This window comes from Pseudoalteromonas sp. TAE56 (assembly GCF_000497955.1).
Taxonomy (GTDB): domain Bacteria; phylum Pseudomonadota; class Gammaproteobacteria; order Enterobacterales; family Alteromonadaceae; genus Pseudoalteromonas.
Genome location: NZ_AUTN01000110.1, coordinates 60,417 through 87,151 on the forward strand (window position 1 = coordinate 60,417; position 26,735 = coordinate 87,151).

Here is a 26,735-nt window from a genome sequence, read left to right on the forward strand (position 1 = left end):
ACGCTGGTTAGTTTAAAAAGGCCGCATTTTGCGGCCTTTTTTATTAACAACACTTGAGAATTATCATAAACCGATTACAATTCCTGCCTTAAAACACTATGTAGATGAGCCATGCTTGATTTAAAGTTTGATATAAATAAAATTAGAAACGACTTCCCAACATTAAATCAAACAATAAACGGCTGCCCGCTTGTTTATTTAGACTCAGCAGCAACTTCACAAAAGCCTCAATCAGTTATAGATACAATTACTGAATTCTATACGTTTCAAAACGCTAATGTACACCGTGGACGCCATACACTTAGCGAGCAAGCCACTTATTCATACGAACAAGTACGGGATAAAACTGCACAGTATTTTAATGTGTATAGTAAAGAGATTGTATGGACTAAAGGCGCTACAGAAGCCATTAATTTGGTCGCTAACGGATTAAAAAAACGCTTCAATGAAAGTCATACCATCATGATATCTCCGCTTGAGCATCATGCAAACATAGTGCCTTGGCAAATAGTAAGTCAACAAACGGGTGCTAAATTAATAGCACTTCCACTTAATAAAAATGGCACGCTGAACACCAAAGAATGCTGTGAATATATAAAAAAAACTAAGCCTGCCCTATTAGCTATTACACAAGCATCTAACACACTGGGTAATATTACCGATTTAAAACCACTAATTAGAGCTGCAAAAGACGTCAATTCTCTTGTATTAGTCGATGGAGCACAAGGTGCACTGCATTTAAAACCCGATTTACGTGAATTAGACTGTGACTTTTATGTCTGCTCAAGCCATAAAATGCTCGGCCCAACAGGATTAGGTGTGCTTTATGGTCGATATGAGCAATTAAATACCCTTGATATTTACCAATCAGGTGGGGAAATGATCGATAAAGTGTACTTAACTCACAGTACTTATCGTCCTGCGCCTGCAAAATTTGAAACTGGAACACCAAATATCTCTGGAGTTTTAGGTTTCGGTGCCGCATTAGACTATTTAAATGAGTTAAATCACGCAAAAATTCAGCAGTATGAGCAAAAATTGTTTAGCTATGCAGCTCAAGAATTGGTAAAGGTCGATGGTATTACAATATATAGCAACCTATATGACAATATTGGTACACTCTGTTTCAATTTAAATGATGAACATCCTTATGATTTGGCAACTTTACTTGACGGGTACGGGGTTGCAGTGAGGAGTGGACACCATTGTACACAGCCATTAATGACACATTTAGGGCTTAATGGAACGCTAAGAGCGAGCTTTTGTTTTTATAATACCTATGAAGATGTAGATATATTCATTGATTCACTCAAAAAGTGTATCGCTTTACTGGACTAAACGTCACTTTAATAGAATTAATTAGGATAACTCATGACAAATACGTTTAACAAAGTCACTGAATCTATAAAAAATGCACCCGCTTGGCAGCAAAAATATCGTGAGATAATGCTTTTAGGAAAAACTTTACCTGTTTTAGCTGATGTTTTGAAAACCGATGATGCACTTGTACCTGGCTGTGAAAGCAAAGTATGGATGTTTGTTGAATTTGATTTAACAGAAAATACACTTGTTGTAATTGGTGACTCGGATACACGTATAGTAAAAGGATTATTAGCCATTATTTTAGCGCTTTACAATGGCCTCACACCAGAGCAAGTAGTGAATAAAAATGCGTATGAAGAATTTGAAAAACTCGGCCTTATAAGCCACTTAAGCGCATCACGTGGTAATGGTATTAAAGCTATGGTTGATAAAATACAAACCATGGCACAACAAAAGCTTAGTTAACTAAAACTAAGCTTGTGAGCGTTGTTTTTTATCTAGATATTTACGCACCGCTTTTGCCGCAACAAAAAAGCCGAAGCTTCCTGTGATCATAGTCACAGATCCAAAACCATTATTACAATCCATATTCATCGAGCCATCAGCACTTTGCTTTGCATGACATACACTGCCATCGCTTCCTGGGTAAACCAGTTGTTCTGTTGAGTAGACACAATCAATATTAAACTTACGTTTAGGATTATTACTAAAATTATACTGCTTACGCAAGATATAACGTACTTTTGCAAGTAATGGGTCTTGTGTAGTTTTAGCTACATCACCAAAGGTTATTTGACTAGGATCGGTTTGCCCGCCAGCACCACCGGTTGTAATTATAGGGAGTTTATTACGTTTGCAATGTGCTATTAATGCTGCCTTTTCTTTAACTGCATCAATACAATCAATCACATAATCAAAATCTTGAATATGCTCTTGGATATTTTCAAGTGTAATAAAATCATCTATCACATTAATTTGGCACTCTGGATTAATAAGCTCACAGCGCGCTTTCATTGCCTCTACTTTAGCTTGACCAATAGTACCCGTTAATGCATGAATCTGCCTATTTACGTTAGTGGCGCAAATATCATCCAAATCAATCAATGTTATTTTACCAACACCAGTACGTGCAAGTGCTTCAGCCGCCCAGCTTCCTACACCACCAATACCTACTACACAAAAGTGTGCTTCTTGAAGCCAATCAAATTGTTGATGACCATATAAACGCTTAATTCCGCCAAAACGTATATCTGTAACTTTTTCGCTCATTTACCAATCCAGTTGCCATGGCGACTGCCATGCTTGAAAATCTTGATGTTTAATTAACGCTAAATACTCATCACCGCAGTCAGGTAGTAAAGTAAACTGTATTTGTTCACCATGCCATACAAAACTCAAGGCATATGCATGTAAATATGTACGATTTGAAGACGTACCTGAATACATTGCATCACCTAAAATAGGTGAGCCAACACTTTTTAGTGCTACTCTTAATTGATGCGTCTTCCCTGAGTATGGTTTTAAAATATACCCTCTAAACCCAGGCTTATAGCTTAGCGAATAAAATCGGGTGATTGCAGGGTTAAGCTTACTCGTTAGTAACTTAAACGAGCCACGGCGAGATTTAGCCATATCGCCTTTAATCCAACCTTGCTTCTTTTTTGGTTTAGCATCACTAATCGCTAAATAGAATTTATTAATCGCATGCTCAGTAAAAAGCGCAGTAAAATTAGCTGCAGCGGCTTTGTTTCTAGCTAAAATAATAAGCCCTGATGTCACTTTATCTAAACGATGAACGGCATAAAGCTTTTGCGATAATTGTTGTTCGGCTAACACAACAAAGCCGGGGCCATCTTCTGAATGAAAATTAAGACCCGCAGGTTTTTCTAAAATATAAAAATCGTTATGTGTAAAAATAATTTTTAATATTTTACTTACTTGTTCACTCACGCGCTTATACTTTTAATATGCGCTATCACCTTCGCTAAGTCATCTGCCGTATCAACTCCAGCATGGGGTGCTATTTGAGCTTGCTCTATTTTGATTTTATAACCATGATACAACACGCGTAACTGCTCAAGCGATTCAAGTAACTCAAGTGGCGATACGCTCAATTCTATATATTGTTTAATAAAACCCGCTCTGTACGCATAAATACCTACATGGCGCTGAAATGGCGCTAAATTAAGAGCACTGCTGTCATTCATCATTGTGCTTCTATCAAACGGAATACTTGCACGAGAAAAATACAGCGCATTTTTATTTATATCGCTAACCACTTTAACTGCATTAGGATTAAATACTTCATTACGCTCTTCAATAGCAACACTTAACGTTGCCATTGGTGCTGTTGAATCACTTAATAGTGCAGCAACTTGGGATACATTTTCTGGCGCAAGTAATGGCTCATCGCCTTGTACATTCACCACAATTGTATTGCTGTCGAGATCAAGTAAATCAACCACTTCGGCTAAACGCTCAGTACCCGATTGGTGATCTTCGCGAGTCATTACAACATCACTAGTAAATAAACTTGCTGCATCAAACACTTTTTGATGATCGGTAGCTATAACCACTTTACTTGCACCTGATAAACATGCTTTTTCGTAAACATGTTGAACCATTGGCTTACCGCAAATATCAGCAAGCGGTTTACCCGGTAGTCGGGTTGATGCAAAGCGAGCTGGAATTACAACTACGAATTCCACTTTTCAACCTCTTCTAAAGATAACTCACGTGCTTCGTTTTCAAGCAATACCGGAATATCGTCTTGAACGGGGTAAGCAAGCTTAGCTGCCGTACTAATTAGTTCGTTGTTTTCTCTATCAAAGCGTAATTTACCCTTACAAACTGGGCACGCAATAATCTCGAGTAGTTTTGAATCAAAGGCCATTGAGTATTCCTTTTTCTTTTAATAATAAATTTAGTGTGTTTATTACGCTATCGGAAGGCTCTGCATCTACAGGTAAATAATACCAATTAGATTTTGCAAAAGACTTACATTTAACCGCGTCTTTTTCGGTCATTATAATGCAATCATCGCCAAACTGGGCAAAATCATCTGCGGTATAAGCATAATGATCTCTAAAGTGATGAGTCGATAATAACTTAATACCTTGTCCTTCTAATGAGTTTTCAAACCGTTTAGGATTTCCAATTGCACTTATAGCATGTGCCTCGCTTACGTTGCTTTTTTCATCATCACTTGAATCAACTAAGCGAAGGTTACTTACTTGCAGCATGTAGCTATTATGAGCCTCACCGCCATTTTCAATTACTATATCAACACTTTGTAAGCGTTTAGTTGTTTCACGAAGTGGCCCTGCTGGCATAACAAAGCCATTGCCAAAACGGCGTTCACTGTCAACAATACAACACTCAATGCTACGAGGCATTTTATAATGCTGCATCCCATCATCAGAAATAATGACATCTAGCGTATAATTTTTTTCTAATAAATCGATATTGTGTTGTCTATTAGGGCCAACTGCTATTGGGCACTTTAAACGATGGTATAAAAGCACAGGCTCATCGCCAGCCTGTTGGGCGTCAACAACTGAAGTGACTAACAGCGGGTAATTATCTGATTGCCCACCATAACCTCTACTAATAATACCCACTGATAAACCTTGCTCGGTCAAATGCTTATACAACCACAAAACAAAAGGTGTTTTACCATTACCGCCTACACTTATATTGCCGACTACAATAACAGGCGTTTTACACTCAAAAGGTTTAAGTATTTTAGCGCTATACAAGAGCTTTCGAAATGACGATACAAACCAAAACAAAACACTTAATGGTAATAACAATAAAGTAATTAGACCAAATGGTTTATACCAGCTTTGCTCTATATTGCTCACGCCTGATCACCAAACTGCATTTTACAAAGTGCTGAATACGTACCGTCATTTGCTAATAAGCTACTATGATCGCCATTTTCTATCACTCGACCGTTATCAATAACATAAATTCGGTCACTGTTTTCAATAGTAGATAAGCGATGGGCTATAACAATAGAGGTTTTATCTTTCATTAGCGTTTCTAACGCTTGCTGAATAAGCTTTTCAGATTCGGTATCAAGTGCTGACGTTGCCTCATCTAAAATCAAAATAGGTGCATCTTTTAATATTGCACGCGCTATCGCTATTCGCTGGCGTTGGCCACCTGAGAGCATTACCCCATTTTCGCCTACCATGGTGTTTAATTGCTCTGGAAGGTCTTTAACAAATTCCCACACGTGCGCTTGTTTGGCAACTTGTTCTAACTCTTCAATAGACACATCGTGCTTTATGCCATAACAAATATTGTTGGCAATCGTATCGTTAAATAACACGACTTGCTGAGACACTAAAGCAAATTGGCGACGCAGATCAGTTAATTTATAGTCTTGCAGTGCTATGCCATCAAGTAATATTTCACTCGGTAGCTCTAAATCATAATAGCGTGGTAACAAGTTAGAAATTGTTGACTTACCTGAGCCTGAGCGCCCAACTAAAGCAATACTTTCACCCGCCTTAATTGTTAAAGATAAATCGTTTAATACGGCTTCATCTTTCGTTGGGTACTTAAAGGTTACGTTCTTAACTTCGATTAAACCTTTAACTTTATCAACCGAAACAGTGCCTGTATCTTTTTCCATTTCTTCGTCTAAAACTAAAAATATACTTTGAGCTGCAGAGATACCACGTTGCATATCACTGTTCACATTGGCAAGTTGTTTTAGTGGGCGCAGTAACATCATCATTGAAGCAATTAATGCCATGAAGTCACCAGATGTAATCGTATCAATCATTGACGGTAACGACACTGCCCACAAAATAACTGCCATGGCACTTGCCGCTAAAATTTGAATTATAGACACACTAAGCGCTTTTGTTGCATCCATTTTAATACGCTGTTGGCGATTATGATTGTTGATTTTTGAGAAGTGATTAATCTCTTGATCTTGACCACCAAACCCATGAATAACTTTATGTCCGCTCAGCATTTGTTCCGAGCTACGGGTAACTTGCCCCATGGCCGATTGAATATTTTTAGAAATGTGGCGAAAACGTTTAGAAACGACAGCCACAATGATAGCAACAAGTGGGATGATCACTAAAAATATCAGTGATAATTTCCAGCTGGTATAAAACATAACTGCTAGTAAAAATACAACAAATGCCCCTTCGCGTACGACTATTAATAAGGCTTTGGTAATTGCTTGTTGAACTTGTTCTGTATCAAATGTGATTTTTGAAATTAAATCGCCCGTTGAGTTTTTGTCATGAAAAGAGACGGGTAAGTGCAGTATGTGCTCAAATAACTCTTGGCGTAATGAGCGTACAACTTGGGAGCCTACATAACTTAAGCAGTAAGAAGACATAAAGTTAAAAACACCACGCCCTAGAACTAACGCGATAACGACAAAAGGAGCGTACTTTAAAACTTCTGTATTACGCTGGTTCAAACCTTGATCAATAAACGGCTTCATTAATTGAATAAATAAAGCATCCATTGCTGAATAGCCTATCATCCCAATAATTGCGACAAATGCGACGCTTTTGTAGGTGCCAACATACGAGACAAGTCGTTTATAAATTTGTGTAGTACTTTGATCCATAACACTCTCTAAATACAGTAACAACCTGTATTGTATCCTTCGATGAGATAAAACTAAACGTCAATCTTTGATAAACCAGTAACTTTCCTGCCCTCTTGCTGTTTCTATAGCCAAATTCTTTGCATAAAATTTAATACTAATTTGTCCTTCAACGCCTGTCGTAAATTGCTGAGCATTTATTTGGTTATACCGTTCGACGACAAGAGGCTTTGGGAATTCCCACTGCCCTTTATAGGCGCTTGAATGAATAACTACTTTAGGAGCTACGTTATTTATAAAATTAACACTTGAGGATGTATCGCTGCCGTGATGCGGACTTAACATTACTGTACTTTTTAACGATGTATTATCCGCTAATAACGATGCTTCACGCGCTTTTGATATATCACCGGTAAGTAAAACGCTATGAGTATTATCTGATACTCTAACAACGCATGAATCATCATTTTCATTTCCAAATCCTTTTGTACTAAAGCTTTGTATTTTTAATCCAGCAAAATCAATGTTTATAACTTCACATACACTATGTGTATTTTTAGGATGAAATTGTTGTAATGTTTCTCCAAAGCCAGCATCTATGAAATGCTGTAATCCTCCAGCGTGATCATTATCTTCATGACTTAGAATCGCCGTTTTCACTATTAAATTATTTGCTTTAATATAAGGCAATAAAATACTTCGCGTACGGCTAAAACGATTGAAATAACTGGGGCCAAAATCATAGATAAGCACTTGGTTATCTTTTTCAATTAAAGCCATAAGTCCATGTCCTACATCAAATACATGAAGTTGCCACTTAGATTTTTCTGTTAGAAAATTATTTAATAAAAGCGTCATTGCTGGAATAAAAGCGAGCCATTTATAAGGAAGAAAATAAATCATCAACATAATGATATAACTAAAAACGACAAATATTGAGTCAACTTTCCCAGTCGTTATCCATCTTAACGATTCTGGTATTTCATAAAGTAATTGAAATAATGCGTATAAACCAGTATCGAACAAATTTATTAAAATACTTATATCTAAAAAGATACTCAGTAATGTAAAAACAATTAAAAAAGGTAAGATAATGATTGAAAGCAGCGGTATAGCAATTAAGTTTATTATCAAACCCGCAATACTTACCCCATTAAAAAAATAGAGTGAAAGTGGCAATAAACCAATAAATAACGCTATTTGAATAACAAACAGTGAAATAACTTTGTTTTTTATGCGAGTGTTTAATATTGGTAATTTATTAATAACTGTAAAAATGATAGCAACAGCTAAAAATGAAAAGTAGAGACCTGGATTGAGTAAATTAAATGGGTTAACAATAAGAACAATAACCAAGGCAAATAAAATGCTCCGCCAACGCAGCGGTTGCTTAGCAAGAAAATACAATAATAAATAACAACCCAGCATGATAAGCGCTCGCGTTGCCGATACTAAAAAGTCACTTAAATACACATAAGCTAAGGCTGCTAAAAACCCGGATGAACTGTAATAAAGTGTCAGGTTGAATGATTGCCCAATCGAAAAATTAATTTTTGCAAAAATGAATCGAGTAACAAGATAACCGAAGCTAAAAATCAAACCAATATGTAACCCCGATATAGCAAGTAAATGACTTAACCCAAGAGATTGCATTAACTGTTTATCAGCGTAGCTCATCAACGATTTTTCACCGCTAAGCAATGCATAATAGAGCCACTGTAATTGTGTATCCGTATAAGTGTTTTTAACGAAGTGTTGATAATCTAAAATTATGCTTTGTTTGTCGCTATTTATAATATTAAGATTTTTATTGAGCACTTTACCTTTAAATAATATTCTACTTATAAAAGCATAACGTTCATTATCAAATACATTAAAATTTTTATTACTACGAAAATATTTTAAATGAATTAAAGCAGAAAATTCATCACCTACTATTAAAGGCTGTGCAGAATTAACACTGAGCATTGCTTTGGGTGCTCTAAAGTCCGAAAAATTACTCCCTTCTAATGCCACTATTTTAACTTTAATATATTGAGGTTTTTTGTCAGAAATAACCTCTTCAACAATTAATGTAGAATCAAGTGCATACTTTTCATCCTGTTTTGGTATTTCAAAACTATAAAAAACGTAATAATGCATACCAACGAAGCAAATTGCACAAATAAAGCCTAACAATACGGTTAAAAACGGCTTAAAATAAGCGCTCACTATAACAATGAAAATTGTGAATACTGTAAATTCGAGAGTTTGATAATAAAATACGGTTGCTATACAGCCAATTACAAACCCAAGACTTATCCACACTGATGTAAATGGTTGCTTTAAATGGCTAAAAAAACGATCCAAAGATTTTTACCTGATCCAAATAAAATTAGACATCATAAATCACTAAGGATATTTGGACGCCTTTTACAAGATGCAAATCTTTGGCATTTAAATAGACGTTCTGCTCGGGGTGCATTTGCAGTCGGGTTATTTTTTGCTTTCATCCCTGTTCCTTTTCAAATGGTTTTAGCAGCAGCCGGCGCTATATTATTTAGGGTTAATTTACCTATCTCAGTTGCATTAGTATGGCTTACAAACCCTCTAACTATGCCACCTATTTTTTATGGCTCATACTTAGTCGGTACATTAATACTTAATCAGCCGGAGCAACACTTTGTATTTGAAGCAAGTTGGTCTTGGTTTCTAGAGAGCATAGAAACTATTGGTCCTGCATTTTTACTCGGTTCATTAGTATGTGCTTCTATTGCATCAATTATCGGCTATTTTGGTATTGATATTATTTGGCGCCGTTCTGTCAAAAAGGCATGGTTATCGCGAAATAATTAGTAGCGTTAAAGCTAAATAATAATTATAAGATTCACGGCAATCCTAATCTTATAAAATATTATAGACGAAAAAAAACCAACTTTATTAAGTTGGTTTTTTATAATCAATATTAGTAAACTTTAAAAACGAAATATACGTCTTAAGCCAACTAATGGTAATAGCAATAATGTATACCAAGGAAAGCTAGCAGAGTTACGCTCATACACTTCTGCTTCTACTGGAGCACAATTTTCTACTTCACCATTTGCAATTGGCGTTAACTTAACTGCAATTGCAACACTCTCATATTCAATTTCGCCATTGATATCAGTTACAACACCGCCTAAAGAATCAAGTTTTTCAACCGTCTTAGTCGCAGTACCAAATATTTCATTATTTTCATTGATAGCTGTTGCTTCAACCATAGAATAAGCGTAATCAGTTTCGCCATCAGTGTCATAACAAGGCAGTAAATCGTTTAGATTAGTGATTTTATCTTCACCAATTTTGTAAATAAAGGCTTCTTTAAGTCGTGAGCTATCAGAAACACCCACTTCCCCTTCGCCTACAATATATCCTTGATTATTTATATCGTTGCCATAAGAACTTGAGCTTGAAAAATAATCAGTTGGAAAAACGGTATTACCTGTTTCGATGTCATGATAGAAGAATTTATTACGAAGAGTGCCTTCAATACGCTTAGTCGCATAACCTGTAATTACATCATTATCATTAATAGCGATTGATTTACCAGCCTGCCAATCGTCTTCTTGATTAATAAAGTCAGTGACTGCACCGTCTTTAAAATAAACTGGCATTGTAAGAATCGTATCATCATTTTTGTAATAACGCGTATTTGATGAACCTACAATTGTACCGTTGTTGTTCACTGCTAAAGCAGTACTCGTAAATGCGTCATCTTCCGTTTCACCTTCATCAGGTGTCAGTGCCATACCAAGCTCTTCAACAGAAATAATATTTAACGATTCATCAAGTTCCCATTTAACAGCACGCTTATTAAATAAGCCTCGTGAAATATTAGAATTTAATAAATTGATACACACTGACGTTGGTTCGTCTTCATTATCACAGTTATCATCAATATTATCTTGTCTGTCATCAGGAATACTTGTAGAGATATTACCGACTACAGTGTAACCACTATTAGTTTTGACAATATCGTTAGCACGGCTTNCCGCCGTATTCATTAAACTCTGGCTCTAACTCAACACTTATACTGCCATCAGCACTTATTACAATCCCACGTTCTATAAATTCGTGGGTAAACCACGTTTCTGCATCATCTTCACCATCAGGTGTAAAAGACACTTTATCGTAAGGAGCACCGCCCCAACCAACAGTAACGCCGTCTTCACTTACAGCATTAAAAAGGTTAATAGTTGAACGCGTTAAGCCATCATAATCAACAGATGCAACATCAAATAACGGTTGCTCTGTTACTTGTGTGTCATTGTACTTAATGCCAACTAATGAGCTTAATTTTTGATATTCAAAATTTGTAGAAATTGAAGATAAAAAACTAACCATGAAAGTATGTGCATCAGAATTAGTAAGTACTGCATCATTATTTTCAATGTCATCAAGTGTAAAAGTAATCTCTTTATCACTTAAATCAAATGCAGCCTCTGTATTATCGTAGCTATTTTCAATAATATTTTCGGTAAAATCTATATAGCTGATATCAATAGGTAAATTGTATAAACCATTTGCGAAACCAATAATATGCCCGCTTTCGCTTACATCTGTTACATAAGAATATTTAGCGTCTTCAAGAGTCCCTAATTCACTTAACTGGTACGTAGCACTTGTTGCTGAAGTGCTTAATGTCGCTAAAATACTGGCAGCGAGTAATTTATATTTCATTTTAGTCCTTACTACTGATTCTGTAATTCTTCAAGTTCTTCCCAGCGCTCAAGCGCAGCTTCAAGGTCAGACTCAAGTTGTGCCAAATGGTTCAATGCTTTAGTTGTTACATCACTCTCTTGTTTAAAAAAGTCTGAGTCACTAACTACAGCTTGTTGAGCTTCAATTTCAGCTTCTAGTTTTTCCATTTTATTCGGTAGTTGCTCTAATTCAAGTTTTAATTTGTAAGAGAGTTTATTAGTCTTAGCTGCTGGCTTGGCAACTGGAGCGACCACTTTTTCAACTTTTTTTACTGGTTGTTGCTGAGTTTTTTTTTCTTGTTCAGCTAAGTAGTTAACGTAAGCCTCATAGTCGCTATAACCACCTACAATATCTGTAACTTTACCGTTACCTTCAAACGCCCATACACTTGAACATGTATTATCAATAAATTCACGGTCATGGCTTACAATCAGCACTGTACCTTGGTATTGATTAATGATGTCCTCTAGTAACTCTAAAGTTTCAATGTCTAAGTCATTTGTTGGCTCATCGAGAACAAGTATATTAGACGGTTTTAAAAACAATTTAGCTAATAGTAATCTGTTTTTTTCACCACCAGAGAGTGCTTTAACAGGGGTTCGAGCACGTGCTGGCGGGAATAAAAAGTCTTGCAAATAACCTAAAACATGACGTGAGCGGCCGCCCATCATCACTTCTTGTTTACCTTCGGCGACGTTATCTTGAACTGTTGCTTCTTCATCAAGCTTTTCACGATATTGGTCAAAGTAAGCAAATTCTAAATTAACACCTTGCTTAGTTATACCGCTATCTGGTTCTAAATCACCAAACATTAGCTTTAATAGTGTTGTTTTACCAATACCATTTGGGCCTACTAAGCCGATTCTATCACCGCGCATTACAAGTGTAGAAAAATCATCAGCAATAACTTTGTCTTTAAATGCATGACAAAGATGTTGAGCTTCAAATACTAACTTGCCAGAGCGGTCTGCTGTTTCAATATTGAAATCAGTTTTACCAACTTGGTCAACACGTTGTTTGCGCTCGGTACGAAGCTGCTTTAACTCACGAACTCTACCTTCGTTACGCGTTCTACGTGCTTTAACACCTTGTCGAATCCACGTTTCTTCTTCGGCTAAGCGTTTATCAAACAATGCATTTTGAGCTTCTTCAACTTTCAGATCATGCGCTTTTTGTTCTAAATAAGTAGCGTAATCGCCTGGGTACGAAATAAGCTTACCACGGTCTAAATCTAAAATACGCGTAGCAACAGCACGAATAAACGCACGGTCATGCGAGATAAATACAATACCGCCTTTAAATTCTTTTAAAAACTGTTCAAGCCACATTACACTAGCCATGTCTAAATGGTTTGTTGGCTCATCTAGTAATAATAAATCAGGCTCACTTACAAGTGCACGTGCGAGTGCCACTTTACGTAACCAACCACCAGAAAGAGACTCAAGTTTAGCTTCTGGGGTTAGTTCTAATTGTGTCAAAACTAATTGAATGCGGCTATCAAAGCGCCAGCCATCAGCTGCTTCTAGTTGATTTGATAAACGTTCAAGTTTATTTAATAACTTATCGTTACACTCTGTTTGAAGCTCGTTACTAACATGATGAAAATCAATTAGTAAGTTTGCAATCTCAGGCATACCTTGTGCAACGTAATCAAATACGGTGCCGCTTGCACCTTTTGGTGGATCTTGCTCTAAGCGAGAAATTCGAATGCCACCTAGCTGATTTATTTCGCCATCATCTAAAACAACTTGTCCATCAAGTACTTTTAATAAAGTTGATTTACCTGCGCCATTTCTACCAACAACACACACTCTTTCGCCACTTTCTATAACGGCATCTGCTTTGTTAAGCAAAGCATGTGTACCAAAAGCAAGTTGTGCTTTTAAAATTCTAATTAAATCCATAGTTCTTATTTGCTCTTATTCTGCTTGTGCTAAAAATTCGCGCACAGAGTTTAAAGTAAAAGGCCAAAATAATTGCTCGCCTTTTTCACTTTTTAATACAGGAATAGTAATTTGATACTCAGCTATAAGCTGCTCATCAGTCATAATATCGATTAGTAATAACTCGCTAGTATCACAAAGTACCTCAGTGATAAGTTGCTCAGCTTGCTCGCACAAGTGGCAACCATCAGTGTGGTATAAAACCCAATTAGCCATGTGTGATTAGCCAGCTATTATGGATTTTTTTATTACGTTTAAAGTCTGGTGATAACGTTTTATCTGAAATATTAACGGCTTTTAAACCTAAACCAATCAGACCAACTTCATCTATAACAAAGCCACGTTTGTTATTAGAGAAAATCAACGTACCCGATGGGCTTAAAATCTTTTTTACCCACGTTAATAATTTAATATGATCGCTCTGAACATCAAATGCATCTTTCATACGTTTTGAGTTTGAAAACGTTGGAGGATCTAAAAATATCAAATCGTATTGTGCTGTTGCGTGCTCTAACCATTTTAAACAATCTGCTTGTTCAAAGCGGTATCGTGTATTACTAATACCATTTAAATCAAAGTTATCTTGGCCCCATTTTAAGTAGGTCTTTGATAAATCAACTGTAGTAATGGCTTTAGCACCACCAAGAGCAGCATGTACAGAAGCTGTACCTGTATATGCAAAAAGATTTAAGAAACGTTTATCTTTAGCATTTTCTTGAATATAACGACGCATTAAGCGGTGGTCTAAAAACAAGCCTGTGTCTAAGTAGTCAAATAAATTAACTTTAAACTTAGCACCGAACTCTTCAACAACCATAGTACGGTTTTGTTTAGACATAGCGGTGTATTGATCTTCGCCCTTCTGCTTTTTACGTACTTTTACAGCAATGTTTTCAGGTGAAATTTCAAGCTGTTGAGCCGTTAAACTTATTACGTCTTGCAGACGCTTTTCTGATGTTTTTTCATCAATTTCTTTAGGCGCTGCATATTCAAAAATTACAGCAGAGTCCCCATAAATATCTACAGCAACATTGTATTCAGGGATATCCGCTTCATAGACGCGATAAGCATCTATTTTATTTTGTTTAAGCCAGTTTTTTAAGCCTTGCTTATTCTTTTTCAATCGATTTGCAAATGACGTTGAGCCTTCAAAATTAAGTGCTTTTTTATCATCTGTGGTCAAACTGACTTGCTTATCATCTAATTGATATAAGTTAAGTTCAACATCTAATGGACCATTTTTAAACTTATAACGCTTAAGACGAACCAGTTTTAAAAGCTTAAATAAGCTTTCATCCATACCTAATAACGCAAGCTTCCAATGATTGAAATGCTTTTTGAAACCAACACCTAAGTTACGGTGTAAATCAACGAGTTCAGCCATCGAACCAATACGCTCACCATATGGTAAGTTAGAAATAACTACGCCTGGTAGTTTAGCAACAGCGGTTAACTTAGTTGCATCGCTTTGCTTAAATTTAATAACATCATCAAGCTCAGCGCGTTTGGCATTATCAATCGCTTTACTTAATACTTGTTCATCGTAATCGTGGCCAATTAACCACAATTTAGGATCGGTAATATTAGCGAGTAACTCTTCTTTAAGCTCTTTAAACTTAGCGGCTCTAAAACTTGGTAAACGCTCAAAAGCAAAACCTTCACGGAATAATCCTGGCGCTTCGTTTCGCGCCATACCCGCAGCTTCTATCAAAATAGTACCCGCACCACAACATGGATCGAATAAAGGCTGTTTTANCCAGCCACTTCGCTTAATTAATGCAGCAGCTAAATGCTCTTTAATTGGCGCTTTACCTTGGCCTTGGCGGTAACCGCGTTCTGACAAACGAGGACCTGAATAGTCAATATACATCGATACGCCGTAACGATTTAATCTTGCAACCACGCGCACATTAGCATCTTGCTTATCAACGTTCGGCCGTTGCTCGTATAAATCATTGAAATAATCAACAATCGCATCTTTGATCACAAGACCCGAAAATTGCGTGTTTTTTAATGAGTCATTGGTACCGTTGAAGTCGACAGCGAATGTTTGCGTAGGTCCAAACCATTCTTGCCAAGGTTGCGAGCGCGCAAAATTATACAGGCTATTTTTGTCATCTACGCCTTCTTTTTCTTCAATAAGCATAAGCACACGCGTTGCAAAACGAGTTGATAAACAAACCTTTTGCGCCAGTAATGAGTCAGCCTCAAAACGAACAGAACCAACAGTTTGCTTAGACACGGTTGCGCCAAGTTCTGTTAGTTCATCAACCAATAAATTTTCGATTCCGATAGAAGTAAGTGCGATAAATTGCAAAGTAATAACCCTTAATAGCTAATTGCGCAGGATTATAACATAGGTTGGGCGACAAACACGCCATAAAGACACGCTTAAGACTTAAATTTGGTTAGGCGGTTTGACTTTGATATTGCTGATTTAGGATGGGGTGTACTCGATTATTCAGAATACGGATTACTTCAAATTGCGCTAAAGATAAGTTTTCGTCTAATTTAAAGGTTTCACTTAAATTCAAACAAATAGATGCATCAGGACAATGCTCTACAATTAAAAAATCACCTGACTGCGCTTTAGATGTTAATTTAACTATTGCCTCTACACTTGGCTCTGTACCGGTGTATTCTTCAAAAAACCAGCTTTTTGCTAAAACGGGTTTTAAGTGGTATTTAACAGCAGTCGCATTTAATGATATTTGGCAAATTTGAGCCGCAGACCACAATTCAAATCCATCTAGATAATTATAAACTTGCTCATAAAATGCAGCATCTTCTAGGCTAAAACGTGGATTTTTAAAAACAGAATCGGTGAGTTGTCTTAATTTGTAAGGCGTACATAATTGCATGTCGTCATTTAAATCAAGTAACAAACGGTTTTTATCAGGACAAGCAATCCACTGCCATTGCTTTGATGCTTGTAACATTTACTCCTCCTTGGGTATGTTGGATAATTATTGCTCACAGTATAACTGCTTTTGACCACTTTTAAAATGTTTGCTTAGAACATTTATCGAACGATCAAAAGCTTAGATAACTGATCCTTATAAGCCGTTAACGATCGACTTTACCAATTGTGGACCTTTGTATATGAACCCAGTATAAACCTGAACTAAATTTGCGCCTGCATCTAACTTTTCTTTTGCAGATGAAGCATCATCAATACCGCCAACTCCGATGATTGGTAAGTTACCTTTTGTTAAGCGTTTTAGTTCACTTACCACCTCTGTAGAGTGCATTCTAACAGGGTAACCTGATAAACCGCCCGCCTCTTCTGCATATTTCTGCCCCATGACTGCAGCCCGTTCAAGCGTTGTATTTGTAGCAATTACACCATCAATTTTATTATTTAAAAGTGACTCACTTACTTGCTCTATTTGTATTTGATCGAGATCCGGTGCAATTTTTACAAGCATAGGTACTTGCTTACTATGCTTTGCAATTAAATCTAACTGTTCATTTTTAAGACTTTGCAATAAGTCATCAAGTGCAGCACCATATTGTAAATCACGAAGTCCTGGGGTATTTGGGGATGAAATATTTACCGTAATGTATGAAGCATGCTCAAATACTTTACGCATACAATGAATGTAGTCATCTTTACCTTGCTCATTAGGTGTATCTTTATTTTTACCAATATTGATACCGAGTATGCCACTGTACTTTGCTGCTTTTACATTTTTGACTAAATTATCAACGCCTTTGTTATTAAAACCCATACGGTTAATAATAGCGTTTGATTCTGGTAATCTAAAAATACGCGGTTTCTCATTGCCCTCTTGGGGACGAGGCGTAACTGTGCCTACTTCGATAAAACCAAATCCCATTTGGCTAAAAGCATCAATACATTCTGCATTTTTATCAAGACCAGCAGCAAGCCCTACAGGATTTTTAAATTCAAGACCTAAGAAGTTTACGGGTTTATCTGAAACACTTTGTGACCAAGCTAGATTTAGAGGCGTATTAGCAAAACGACGAAGATTATTAAGTGCAAACTCATGCGCCCACTCCGCATCACGGGTAAACATAAAACGGCGAGCTAAATCATAAAACATCAATATAATCCTCTTTTTAAATTTCAGACAAAAAAATACCTCAGACAAGGCTGAGGTATTGTATAACAAATTTAACAATCAGTTATTTATTTACTAAACAAATAATAGATTAAAGCTAAATTATTTTCCTGATGTATCACAGTTGTGACTTAATAACATAAGTTCACGAAGTGCAACTGAGAACTTTGCAAAGTCGTGGCTTTGTGATGTTTTAAACTCAGCCAGCATTTGTTTCCAACGTTGAAGTAATAAATCTTGGCTATCCATCCACTGATCTATTTGACTATCAACATCACTCTCATCACCTTCAAAGCTATTTAAAACCACTTCAGATAACGTACGTTGCTGCCAATCAAGCTCCTCACGGTAAGATGAACGAGCAAGTGCTTGCCAATGATTTGCTACTGGTTGCTTAGTTATTTGCTCTAAGAACCAATGCAGACCCATTCTTGCGCCTAGTTTAAAGTAAGTATTCGATACCATCGAAATACTCTTACCTGAATTATTAGCAACTTCAGCTAAATCCATCACAGAGAATAAGCTTGATAATGAAACAATACGCTTAGCTATATCTGCAGGAACGCCGGCATCAATTAACTTATTGGCTTCAATTACAATGCGGTCATTTTCTTTTTCAATCATGTATGTATTTAAGTTATCACTTAAATCTTTAAATGTTGGCGCAAAGAATTCAATTCCTTGTTCAATCGTTTGTGACTTATTACGATGACGTAAGAACCAACGCGTAGTACGGCGAACAGTACGACGAAGTTGGTAAAGCATTTCAGTTTGTACCGCTGCTGGTATTTTATTATCCAGTGCGCTGATAGAAGACCATGTATCACGCATTTCAAATATTTCGCTAGCAATTGAGTAACACATTGCAATTTCAGCTTCGTTTGCACCGGTTTCTTCATGCATACGTACCATGAAGTTTAAACCCATATCATTAACGATACTGTTAGCAAGTTTAGTTGCAATAATTTCTTTACGAAGTGGATGGTTGTTCATCGCATCGTTAAACTTCTCACGAAGAGGACGTGGGAATGACTTCACAAGCAATTGGCGATAGTAAGGGTTTTCAGTAATTTCATCACTTACTAAAGACTCTTTTAATACCATTTTTGCGTAAGACACGAGCACTGAAAGCTCAGGGCGAGTTAAGTCTTTACCAGCGGCTGCACGTTCTGCCAATTCTTCATCACTTGGAATGAACTCAATAGCACGGTTTAACTTGCCATCTTTTTCAAGTGCATGAATAAAGCGAATCTTTTCTTTAAGCGTTGAAGTACCTTTAGACTGCGTAATTGAAATAGTATGTGTTTGACGATAACAATCTTTTAATACTAACTCAGATACCTCGTCTGTCATTGAATAAAGTAGCTCATCACGTTGTTTACGTGTTAAGTCACCTTCAGCAACCAAGCCATTAAGTAAAATCTTAATGTTAACTTCGTTATCTGAACAAGCAACGCCCCCTACGTTATCAATAAAGTCAGTATTAACACGACCACCCTTAGCTGCAAATTCAACACGGCCTAATTGAGTTGCCCCTAAGTTACCGCCCTCACCAATTATTTTAGCGCCTAAATCTCTACCATTGATACGTAGTGCATCGTTTGCACGATCCCCTACATCTGCATCAGTTTCTTTAGAGTTTTTAATGTATGTACCAATACCGCCATTCCACAGTAAATCGAACTCCATCATCAATGAAGCTTTCATTAACTCATTTGGGGTCATACTTGCTTTTTTAGTACCCAACATTTTTTTCATTTCTGGGCTAAGCGTAATTGATTTAGCAGCACGAGAGAAAACACCACCACCGGCAGAAATTAACTCTTTGTTGTAGTCTTCCCACGATGAACGCGGCATGTTAAATAAACGTTCGCGCTCTGGATAAGAAGTAGCAGCGTCTGGGTTAGGATCAACAAAAATGTGCATATGGTTAAAGGCAACTTGTAAACGAATATGCTTAGATAACAACATGCCATTACCAAATACGTCACCCGCCATGTCGCCAATAGCTACCACTGTAAAGTCAGTCGTTTGACAGTCAATGTCCATTTCACGGAAATGTCGTTTAACTGACTCCCATGCGCCTTTAGCTGTAATACCCATTTTCTTGTGATCGTAACCAACCGAGCCACCTGATGCAAATGCATCGCCAAGCCAGAAATTGTATTCATTAGCTATGCCATTTGCGATATCAGAGAAAGTAGCAGTTCCTTTATCGGCTGCAACCACTAAGTAAGCATCATCTTCATCGTGGCGAACAACATCGCGAGCTGGCACTATTTCACCGCGTTCAATGTTATCTGTAATATCCAAAAGACCACGGATAAAGATTTTATAACACTCTTGGCCTTCTTTAATAAACGCTTCACGCTCACTTGGTAATTGTTTACATACAAAGCCACCTTTAGAACCAACAGGTACAATTACTGTATTTTTAACTTGTTGCGCTTTAACTAAGCCAAGAACTTCAGTACGGAAGTCTTCACGACGGTCAGACCAACGCAAGCCACCACGCGCTACTTTACCGTAACGTAAATGCACACCTTCTACTCGCGGAGAATAAACAAAAATCTCAAACGCTGGAAGAGGAAGCGGTACATCAGGAATTAAGCTTGGTTGTATTTTAAATGATACATACGACTTAAACTGACCTGCATCATCTTTTTGGAAATAGTTAGTACGAAGCGTTGCAACAATCATATCGACGTATAAACGAATAATACGGTCGTCATCTAGGTTTGCTACATTTTCAAGCTCTAAATAGATTTGTGTGCTTAGCTTCTCAAGTGTTTTGGCACTTGCGGGGCTCTTAATTGAGAACTTTTTAGCAAATAAATTAACAATTTGCGCAGCAATATTTGGATAGTTAGCAAATGTGCTTTCAATGTAAGTCTGAGAGAACGTAACACCGATTTGACGCATATACTTAGCGTAAGCACGTAAAATAGAGGCTTCTCGGCCAGTTAGGCCACCCATTAACACTAAACGGTTAAAACCATCATTTTCCAGGCGGTTGCCCCAAACATTTGTTAATGCAGCGCGAAAACGTGCTGAAATCTTATCAAAATCAGCCATCCCTTTGCTATCAATAAGCATCGAGAAGTCCATGATCCAATTAATACGACCATCGCTTGTTTTAACTGAATACGGCGTTTCGCCCACAACGCGCAGACCAAAGTTTTCAAGCATTGGCATAACATCAGATAAGTGAATTGGTTCGTCTTTATGAAATAAACTTAATCGTACAATATTGCTATTAGCTTCTTCTTGAGGACGGTAGAAAAGCATTTCTAGTTTGTTTTCATCACTAAGTAATTCTAACTTTTCGATATCAACAACCGCAGCACTTGGAAGTACTTCATCTTTGTATGAGCGTGCAAACGCATTACAGTATTTACGATTTAAATCGTTACCACGTGCTTCGCCCGCAGATTCTAAAAGTGCAGATTGAAGTTTATCTTCCCACGTACGTGCAGCTTCTACTAAATTGTTTTCGATGTCTTTCACGTTATATTCGATCTTGTTGTCGGTCACACGAACGGTGTAATGAGTACGCGCAAGTGTTGACTCAGAGAAATAAGTAGTAAATTCGACTTTATCGTCAGAATTAAATGCATTGGCTAATATATCTTGCGTTTCACGACGAAGTGCCGTGTTATAGCGCTCGCGAGGTACATAAACCATGCAAGATAAGAAGCGACCATACGCATCTTTACGTACAAATAAGCGACACATATCGCGCTCTTGTACTTGTAACACACCCATAGCAACTTCAAGTAGCTCACTTTCGCGCGCTTGAACAAGCTCATCACGTGGGTAGGTTTCTAAAATATTTAAAACAGCTTTGTAAGCATGCGTGCCTTTAGCAAAATCACACATTTCCATGATGCGATTAATTTTACTTTTTAATACTGGCACATCAGTAGCACTGTTATTGTAAAAGCTTGATGAGAACAAACCAATAAAGCGGTCTTCACCAATTACATTGCCTTCGTCGTCAAAACGCTTAATACCTACATAATCAATGTAGGCTGGACGGTGAACGCGAGAAACAGAGTTAGTTTTTGTTAGGATCAGTAGGTTGCTACTACGTGCTTCTTGGCGAGCAACCTCTGGTAATTCTGATAGTAATCGTGTGTGTTCTTCAGTAGAGTTTTTCATCAAGCCAAGGCTTGATTCCATTTTACCTTTTAATTGGTAATCACCTTGAACTGGGCTTAGCTCATATTCACGGTAACCCATTAGGGTAAAGTTATCTTTAGCTAACCAATCTAAAAACTCAGTTGTTTCTGAAACTTCTTCTTCCGTTTTATTATGATGACGCTTGGGTAACTCTTTAGTTACTGCCATCAATTTTTTACGGATTGGCTGCCAATCATCAACAGCAACCGACACATCAACAAGCACTGATTCTAACTCTTTTTTGAAAGACTCAATCACAGAAGAATCTGTTTGACGGTCGATTTCAATAAAGAATACTGTTTTAGTAGATGAAGATTCTTGTTCTGCTTTTAAATTTGATAAACCAGAAATTTTAGCGTTTTCATCGCGCTTAATTTTTAATGGGCAGTGAAGTAATAAGTGAGAGGCGATATTTTCACGTGTCATGGCCATACGAACAGAATCAACTAAAAACGGCATGTCTTTAGTAATAATTTCTACAATTGTATGCGATGACTGCCAGCCATCTTTTGCCACTTCAGGGTTGAAAACGCGAATAACAGCGTCGTCGGTAGTATTTTTTTCTAGCGAGTTCCAAAGGCTTAATGCTGCGCCATATAGGTCACTATCGTTGCGGTTTGCCAAATCCTCTTTAGACATGTTGCTGTACAAGGCTTTGGCGAATTTCTCAACGAGTAACACATTATCAGCGCGAACTTTTTTCTGGATCAGCTTACAGACATTATCTAGGATAACCGAGGCTTGGCCTTCATTTCGTGTCATTGTATGTTCCTTAATCTATTACTGCTCAGGAGCAGGAATTTGTACAGCTATTCATTAGCGTGGAGTCAATTAAATTCTAACCCTTTTACAGCTAATAAACAGCCTTTTCGATGAAAACATTTTAAGCATTTCAGCTATTTGGTCATCTATTCACAAATTGTAGATATAAATGGCCTTTACAGGCCATTTAGGAGCAAAATTATTCACATTATTTTTTCTGGTCAGTCCAGAGAAGACTACCAATAGCAGGTAATAACAACACTGCACCTAACATATTCACTAAAAACATGAAGGTTAACAGTATACCCATATCAACTTGGAATTTAAGATCTGAGAATATCCAGGTACTCACACCAATAGCTAATGTTATACCGGTAAATAGAACCGCACTTCCGCGTTCAACAAGCGCATTTCGATAAGCAATACTCAATGGTACATTTTGCTTAAGCTGCCCCATCATCGACGACAGTATATAAATACCATAATCAACCCCAATACCCACACCTAAAGCAATAACTGGTAAAGTAGAAACGGTTAAGCCTATTTCTAATTGCACCATAAGTGCTTGTGCAAGCGTTGATACGATATAAAGCGGTAATACTACGGCAATCGTTGCTTTTACGCTTTTAAAGCTCATTAAGCATAAAATAATAACAGCACCATAAACGTAAAGCATCATTGGTATTTGCGCTTCTGAGACAGACTCATTAGTAGCTGCCATTACGCCAACAGGTCCTGACGCTAATTTAAATGATAATTTATCAGTGCCCTCTTCTTGTGCAAATTGCTTAACACTCTTAATTACAGTATCGATAGTTTGTGCTTTATGATCATCTAAAAATATAATCACTGGCATAACTGAACAATCACCGTTAAGTAAACCTGTACTCGTTTCAACTCTAGATGTTGACTGTACTAAGCTTGCTGAATTTCGTGGCAAACTTTGCCACTTCAGATTGCCTTCGTTGTAGCCTGCGTTAACCGATTGAGCTACAGAGCTCAAACTTACAGCAGACTGTACACCGGCCACATTCTCTACTTTGTATTGGAAACGGCTTATACGCTCCATCACACTATGCTCAGTACATGCAGCAGGATATGCTTCTACAATTACCTTTAAGATATCAGACGAGATAGTATATTTATCAGATATTAAGAATGTATCTTGATTATAGCGCGCATCTTGATGCAGAGATGGCGCCCCTGCGTGTAAATCACCTATACGCATTTTATCTGCTTGCCAGTAACCTAAAGCAAATAAAACAAGTGTAAAACCAATAATCATTTTAGCTACTTTAGGATCTGTTGCTTTTACAAGAAGGTCTCGAATTTTATCAAGCATGTTAGGCTTAGTAGCATCACCAGATTGAATATGTACACTGTTCTCAAAGTTCATGTACGAAGCCCAAACGGGTAGTAAAATTAAATTAGTAAATATAATTACTGCCACACCTAAACTTGCTGTAATGGCAAGTTCGCGAATAATACCAATATCGATGGTAAGTAATGTTAAAAAACCAACAGTGTCTGAAAGTAGTGCTATACCACCTGGGACCAATAAAGCCCTAAAACTTGACTGACAGCAAATACGTGTTGTTTTACCTTCACCGACTTTTTTACCAATCGCATTTATCATCTGCACACCATGGCTTACACCAATAGCAAATACTAAAAACGGTACCAAAATAGACATAGGGTCTAGGCCAAAACCTAAACTTGAAAGCAGACCTAATTGCCAAACAACAGCAATGATAGAACACGCGATAGGCAAAATGGTCAGCTTTAAACTGCCACAAAATAGCCATACCATAATAAAGGTAAAGGCGATAGCAATAGCAAAAAATACGACCACCCCTTTAGCGCCTTCTGCAATATCACCGGCCATTTTTGCAAAGCCAATAATATGGATGCTTACTTTTTCTGTGCTTAGAGGCTCTCTTAAATCACTTTCTAGCTTTTGCGCAAAAGCTAATGTGTCTAACTTTTGTTGTGTTTGTGGATCTGTTTCTAAAAGTTGAGCTGTTACCATTGCACACGAGTAATCGCTGGCAATCATACGTCCTACAACTTTTGCTTTTTCGATATTTTCTTTTACAACACCTAAGCCACGTTTGTCAGCTTTAAAGTTGGCAGGAATAATTGGACCGCCTGCAAAGCCATCCTCGACTACTTCAACAAAACGAGCACTGGGTGAAAATATAGAGTTAACTAATGGACGATTTACGCCTGGAATAAAATAAAGCTGATCGTGGACCGCTTTTAACTGAGTAAAGAATTCTGGATTAAATATATCACCGCTGTCATCACACACTGAAATCAAAATACTGTTTGCACCACCAAATTGTTTTTCATGCTTAGTGTATACTTTCATATAGTCGTGATTTAACGGGATGTTTTTATTAAACGAGGCATCTAATTGAATTTGAGTTGCTTTGAATACAAGTAAACACGTTATAAGCGCAAAACTTATAAGCATAATTAAGCGATGTCTAAAAATCGCCTTTTCAATAAAATCGAGTAACTTATGCATTAAGGGGTTAACTCCTTCACTTTAATGCCATCTTCTGTAGCCATGATTAGTTTGTTATTTAAAATCACGCCATCTAAAATTGCTTTACCATCGGCTAACTGCTCATGGGTGAGTAACCCATCTTGAAGATGAAAAATAACGCCACTATTGGCGAGCATGAGCCATTGTTTATTATTGTAATTAATGATGTTGTTGATCGTCGCAGTTTTTACATTTTCGAAATGCTGCCACTGCTGTTCACCATTTTGCTTCGCAAAAACATTGCCACGAAGCCCTGCCACAATTTCTTGTGTGCTATCTGATGCAACCGCAAAAAATGAACCAGGATAAATTTCCTCTATCCTTTGCCAAGTTTCACCATCATCAATGCTTCTGGCCATTAACCCCATTTCACCAACCAACATTAATCCGTTATCTGTTATTTCGATTCGATTAAAGTGCGGTAAAATTGAAGCTGTTTCTGCTTCATACCCTTCGGGGTCGTTTTCTTTTAAATCGTTTAAATAATCTCTGTCATCACTAAATAGTAACGAATCTAAAAAGCGCTTTTGCCAATGTTTACCACCATCGCTAGTTTGGTAAAACATACCATAAGCGCCCACTGCAAAACCTTTCAAGTCATCTTCAAATAGAATATCTAAACATGGTTTGTCTAATTCTGGTTGTGCTTGTTGTAATTGCCAATTAATACCACCGTCAGTAGTATTTATTATTGTTGCATCGTGGCCACATGCCCAGCCATTATTTTCATCGCTAAAGTCAACAGCTGTTAATAGCACTTGAGTCGGTACAAGTTCAGCTTGTTGCCATTTATTACCTGTTTCACTTTTAATAACAGTACCATGTTTGCCTACTGCAATTAGCCCGTTACCTGTGTTTGTTATATCAGTAAGTAGGGTTTTATCTGCATTAATTGCACTGATTGCGTTTTCAGGAACATCCTGGGCAACACCCGCACCGCTTATGATCAGGCTGGCATATACTAAATACTTCATAATTTTAATCGCCTTGAACGAGAGAATTGTTTGTCTTTATATACTGAGGAAAGCGTTGCGCGATTTGGTATAAGACAAACGCGATGTGAAAGGAAAAGGCACTTAACATAAGTTAAGTGCCTTACTTCTAACTATCTACCTGCGCGACGTAATGCGCTTGACGTAAATTCGTTATCATTAAACGATTGTGAAAAATCGTACATTTTTTCTTGGTTATCTAAACCAATTGCTAAATAACGACGTGAATTTAAATCATGATAAACTTCAAGCGTACTCCACTGAGTAGGTACTTCGTAATAGTTAAGGCCATAAGCCATTGCTACACGGTAAAGTTGGTCGCGGTTATCATAAATATCCGTAACCTGTACTTGCCAGCTATCTTCATCAATGTAAAATACACGTTTTTTATAGATATGGCGTGTATCGTCTTTTAAGTTAGCTTCAACAACCCAAACACGGTGTTTTTCGTAACGTGTATGTTCTGGATTGATATGACCAGGCATTAAAATATCATCGTACTCTAGCTTATCACTATGAAGTTTATAGCTGTTGTAAGGTATATATAACTCTTGCTTACCTTTTAGCGTCCAATTGTAACGATTTGGCGAGCCA

The 26,735-nt window shown here is 37.2% G+C and carries 19 protein-coding genes and 1 pseudogene; 3 read left to right on the forward strand and 17 right to left on the reverse strand.

The genetic code is table 11. The features are described from left to right. The first annotated feature begins 111 nt into the window (after positions 1–111). The gene (locus tag L656_RS0113395) at positions 112–1,338 is read left to right on the forward strand and encodes a SufS family cysteine desulfurase (protein ID WP_024599578.1); all 1,227 of its coding nucleotides are present in this window, start codon (positions 112–114) and stop codon (positions 1,336–1,338) included. A gap of 33 nt (positions 1,339–1,371) precedes the next feature. Then, a complete protein-coding gene (locus tag L656_RS0113400) occupies positions 1,372–1,788 on the forward strand; it encodes a SufE family protein (protein ID WP_007586879.1) in 417 nt (138 codons plus the stop codon). A gap of 6 nt (positions 1,789–1,794) precedes the next feature. Here the strand turns inward: L656_RS0113400 and tcdA are convergent, their stop codons facing one another. Genes tcdA through L656_RS0113435 form a run of 7 tightly spaced genes read right to left on the reverse strand, consistent with a single transcriptional unit; the run spans position 1,795 to position 9,256 of the window. Continuing rightward, entirely contained in the window at positions 1,795–2,592 is a 798-nt protein-coding gene (gene tcdA / locus L656_RS0113405; protein ID WP_024599579.1) for a tRNA cyclic N6-threonylcarbamoyladenosine(37) synthase TcdA, read from the reverse strand. After that, complete coding sequence (locus tag L656_RS0113410; protein ID WP_024599580.1) at positions 2,593–3,273, reverse strand: TIGR01621 family pseudouridine synthase; 681 nt, start codon at positions 3,271–3,273, stop codon at positions 2,593–2,595. It lies immediately after the preceding gene. After that, positions 3,270–4,031, reverse strand: a complete 762-nt coding sequence (gene kdsB, locus L656_RS0113415; RefSeq protein ID WP_024599581.1) for a 3-deoxy-manno-octulosonate cytidylyltransferase — start codon at positions 4,029–4,031, stop codon at positions 3,270–3,272. Before kdsB ends, L656_RS0113410 begins: the two co-directional genes overlap by 4 nt. Beyond that, complete coding sequence (locus tag L656_RS0113420; protein ID WP_024599582.1) at positions 4,019–4,216, reverse strand: Trm112 family protein; 198 nt, start codon at positions 4,214–4,216, stop codon at positions 4,019–4,021. Before L656_RS0113420 ends, kdsB begins: the two co-directional genes overlap by 13 nt. Then, positions 4,206–5,186, reverse strand: a complete 981-nt coding sequence (lpxK, locus tag L656_RS0113425) for a tetraacyldisaccharide 4'-kinase (protein ID WP_024599583.1) — start codon at positions 5,184–5,186, stop codon at positions 4,206–4,208. The genes L656_RS0113420 and lpxK overlap by 11 nt, the downstream gene beginning before the upstream one ends. Further along, positions 5,183–6,928 carry a lipid A export permease/ATP-binding protein MsbA gene (msbA, locus tag L656_RS0113430; RefSeq protein WP_024599584.1) on the reverse strand — a complete coding sequence of 582 codons (1,746 nt, stop codon included), beginning with the start codon at positions 6,926–6,928 and terminating at the stop codon, positions 5,183–5,185. The genes lpxK and msbA overlap by 4 nt, the downstream gene beginning before the upstream one ends. 60 nt (positions 6,929–6,988) lie before the next feature. After that, positions 6,989–9,256, reverse strand: a complete 2,268-nt coding sequence (locus tag L656_RS0113435; protein ID WP_024599585.1) for a DNA internalization-related competence protein ComEC/Rec2 — start codon at positions 9,254–9,256, stop codon at positions 6,989–6,991. Here L656_RS0113435 and L656_RS0113440 point away from each other — a divergent pair. Then, complete coding sequence (locus tag L656_RS0113440; RefSeq protein WP_007586895.1) at positions 9,236–9,742, forward strand: DUF2062 domain-containing protein; 507 nt, start codon at positions 9,236–9,238, stop codon at positions 9,740–9,742. The genes L656_RS0113435 and L656_RS0113440 overlap by 21 nt on opposite strands. A 119-nt stretch (positions 9,743–9,861) precedes the next feature. Here L656_RS0113440 and L656_RS01000000122285 read toward each other — a convergent pair. The 10 genes and pseudogenes from L656_RS01000000122285 to L656_RS0113490 all read right to left on the reverse strand — a co-directional run. Next, positions 9,862–11,605, reverse strand: a pseudogene (locus L656_RS01000000122285) (DUF3466 family protein). An 11-nt stretch (positions 11,606–11,616) separates the two neighbouring features. Further along, on the reverse strand, positions 11,617–13,530 hold the full coding sequence (uup, locus tag L656_RS0113450; RefSeq protein ID WP_024599586.1) for an ATP-binding cassette ATPase Uup: 1,914 nt from the start codon (positions 13,528–13,530) through the stop codon (positions 11,617–11,619). A 15-nt stretch (positions 13,531–13,545) separates the two neighbouring features. After that, complete coding sequence (locus tag L656_RS0113455) at positions 13,546–13,785, reverse strand: glutaredoxin family protein (protein WP_024599587.1); 240 nt, start codon at positions 13,783–13,785, stop codon at positions 13,546–13,548. Continuing rightward, a complete protein-coding gene (gene rlmKL, locus L656_RS0113460) occupies positions 13,778–15,886 on the reverse strand; it encodes a bifunctional 23S rRNA (guanine(2069)-N(7))-methyltransferase RlmK/23S rRNA (guanine(2445)-N(2))-methyltransferase RlmL (protein ID WP_024599588.1) in 2,109 nt (702 codons plus the stop codon). The genes L656_RS0113455 and rlmKL overlap by 8 nt, the downstream gene beginning before the upstream one ends. 91 nt (positions 15,887–15,977) lie before the next feature. After that, positions 15,978–16,508, reverse strand: a complete 531-nt coding sequence (locus tag L656_RS0113465; RefSeq protein ID WP_024599589.1) for a cell division protein ZapC — start codon at positions 16,506–16,508, stop codon at positions 15,978–15,980. A 117-nt stretch (positions 16,509–16,625) separates the two neighbouring features. Continuing rightward, a complete protein-coding gene (pyrD, locus tag L656_RS0113470) occupies positions 16,626–17,636 on the reverse strand; it encodes a quinone-dependent dihydroorotate dehydrogenase (protein ID WP_024599590.1) in 1,011 nt (336 codons plus the stop codon). 120 nt (positions 17,637–17,756) lie between these two features. Next, positions 17,757–22,598 (reverse strand): NAD-glutamate dehydrogenase, encoded by a 4,842-nt coding sequence (locus L656_RS0113475; RefSeq protein ID WP_024599591.1) that lies wholly within the window; start codon positions 22,596–22,598, stop codon positions 17,757–17,759. A 208-nt stretch (positions 22,599–22,806) separates the two neighbouring features. Continuing rightward, on the reverse strand, positions 22,807–25,128 hold the full coding sequence (locus L656_RS0113480; RefSeq protein ID WP_024599592.1) for an efflux RND transporter permease subunit: 2,322 nt from the start codon (positions 25,126–25,128) through the stop codon (positions 22,807–22,809). Continuing rightward, positions 25,128–26,123 (reverse strand): WD40/YVTN/BNR-like repeat-containing protein, encoded by a 996-nt coding sequence (locus tag L656_RS0113485; RefSeq protein WP_024599593.1) that lies wholly within the window; start codon positions 26,121–26,123, stop codon positions 25,128–25,130. Before L656_RS0113485 ends, L656_RS0113480 begins: the two co-directional genes overlap by 1 nt. Positions 26,124–26,254: 131 nt before the next feature. Beyond that, positions 26,255–26,735, reverse strand: a 481-nt coding sequence (locus tag L656_RS0113490; protein WP_024599594.1) for a DUF1329 domain-containing protein, incomplete at its 5' end; no start/stop codon positions are given.

What these genes read in the sequence shown, in the direction of transcription:
- pyrD (WP_024599590.1), bottom strand. Translation starts at nt 17,636, where the DNA reads ATGTTTTATGATTTAGCTCGCCGTTTTATGTTTACCCGTGATGCGGAG.
- uup (WP_024599586.1), bottom strand. Translation starts at nt 13,530, where the DNA reads ATGGATTTAATTAGAATTTTAAAAGCACAACTTGCTTTTGGTACACAT.
- L656_RS0113485 (WP_024599593.1), bottom strand. Translation starts at nt 26,123, where the DNA reads ATGAAGTATTTAGTATATGCCAGCCTGATCATAAGCGGTGCGGGTGTT.
- L656_RS0113475 (WP_024599591.1), bottom strand. Translation starts at nt 22,598, where the DNA reads ATGACACGAAATGAAGGCCAAGCCTCGGTTATCCTAGATAATGTCTGT.
- L656_RS0113420 (WP_024599582.1), bottom strand. Translation starts at nt 4,216, where the DNA reads ATGGCCTTTGATTCAAAACTACTCGAGATTATTGCGTGCCCAGTTTGT.
- msbA (WP_024599584.1), bottom strand. Translation starts at nt 6,928, where the DNA reads ATGGATCAAAGTACTACACAAATTTATAAACGACTTGTCTCGTATGTT.
- L656_RS0113440 (WP_007586895.1), top strand. Translation starts at nt 9,236, where the DNA reads ATGGCTAAAAAAACGATCCAAAGATTTTTACCTGATCCAAATAAAATT.
- L656_RS0113480 (WP_024599592.1), bottom strand. Translation starts at nt 25,128, where the DNA reads ATGCATAAGTTACTCGATTTTATTGAAAAGGCGATTTTTAGACATCGC.
- tcdA (WP_024599579.1), bottom strand. Translation starts at nt 2,592, where the DNA reads ATGAGCGAAAAAGTTACAGATATACGTTTTGGCGGAATTAAGCGTTTA.
- L656_RS0113465 (WP_024599589.1), bottom strand. Translation starts at nt 16,508, where the DNA reads ATGTTACAAGCATCAAAGCAATGGCAGTGGATTGCTTGTCCTGATAAA.
- L656_RS0113455 (WP_024599587.1), bottom strand. Translation starts at nt 13,785, where the DNA reads ATGGCTAATTGGGTTTTATACCACACTGATGGTTGCCACTTGTGCGAG.
- L656_RS0113400 (WP_007586879.1), top strand. Translation starts at nt 1,372, where the DNA reads ATGACAAATACGTTTAACAAAGTCACTGAATCTATAAAAAATGCACCC.
- L656_RS0113395 (WP_024599578.1), top strand. Translation starts at nt 112, where the DNA reads ATGCTTGATTTAAAGTTTGATATAAATAAAATTAGAAACGACTTCCCA.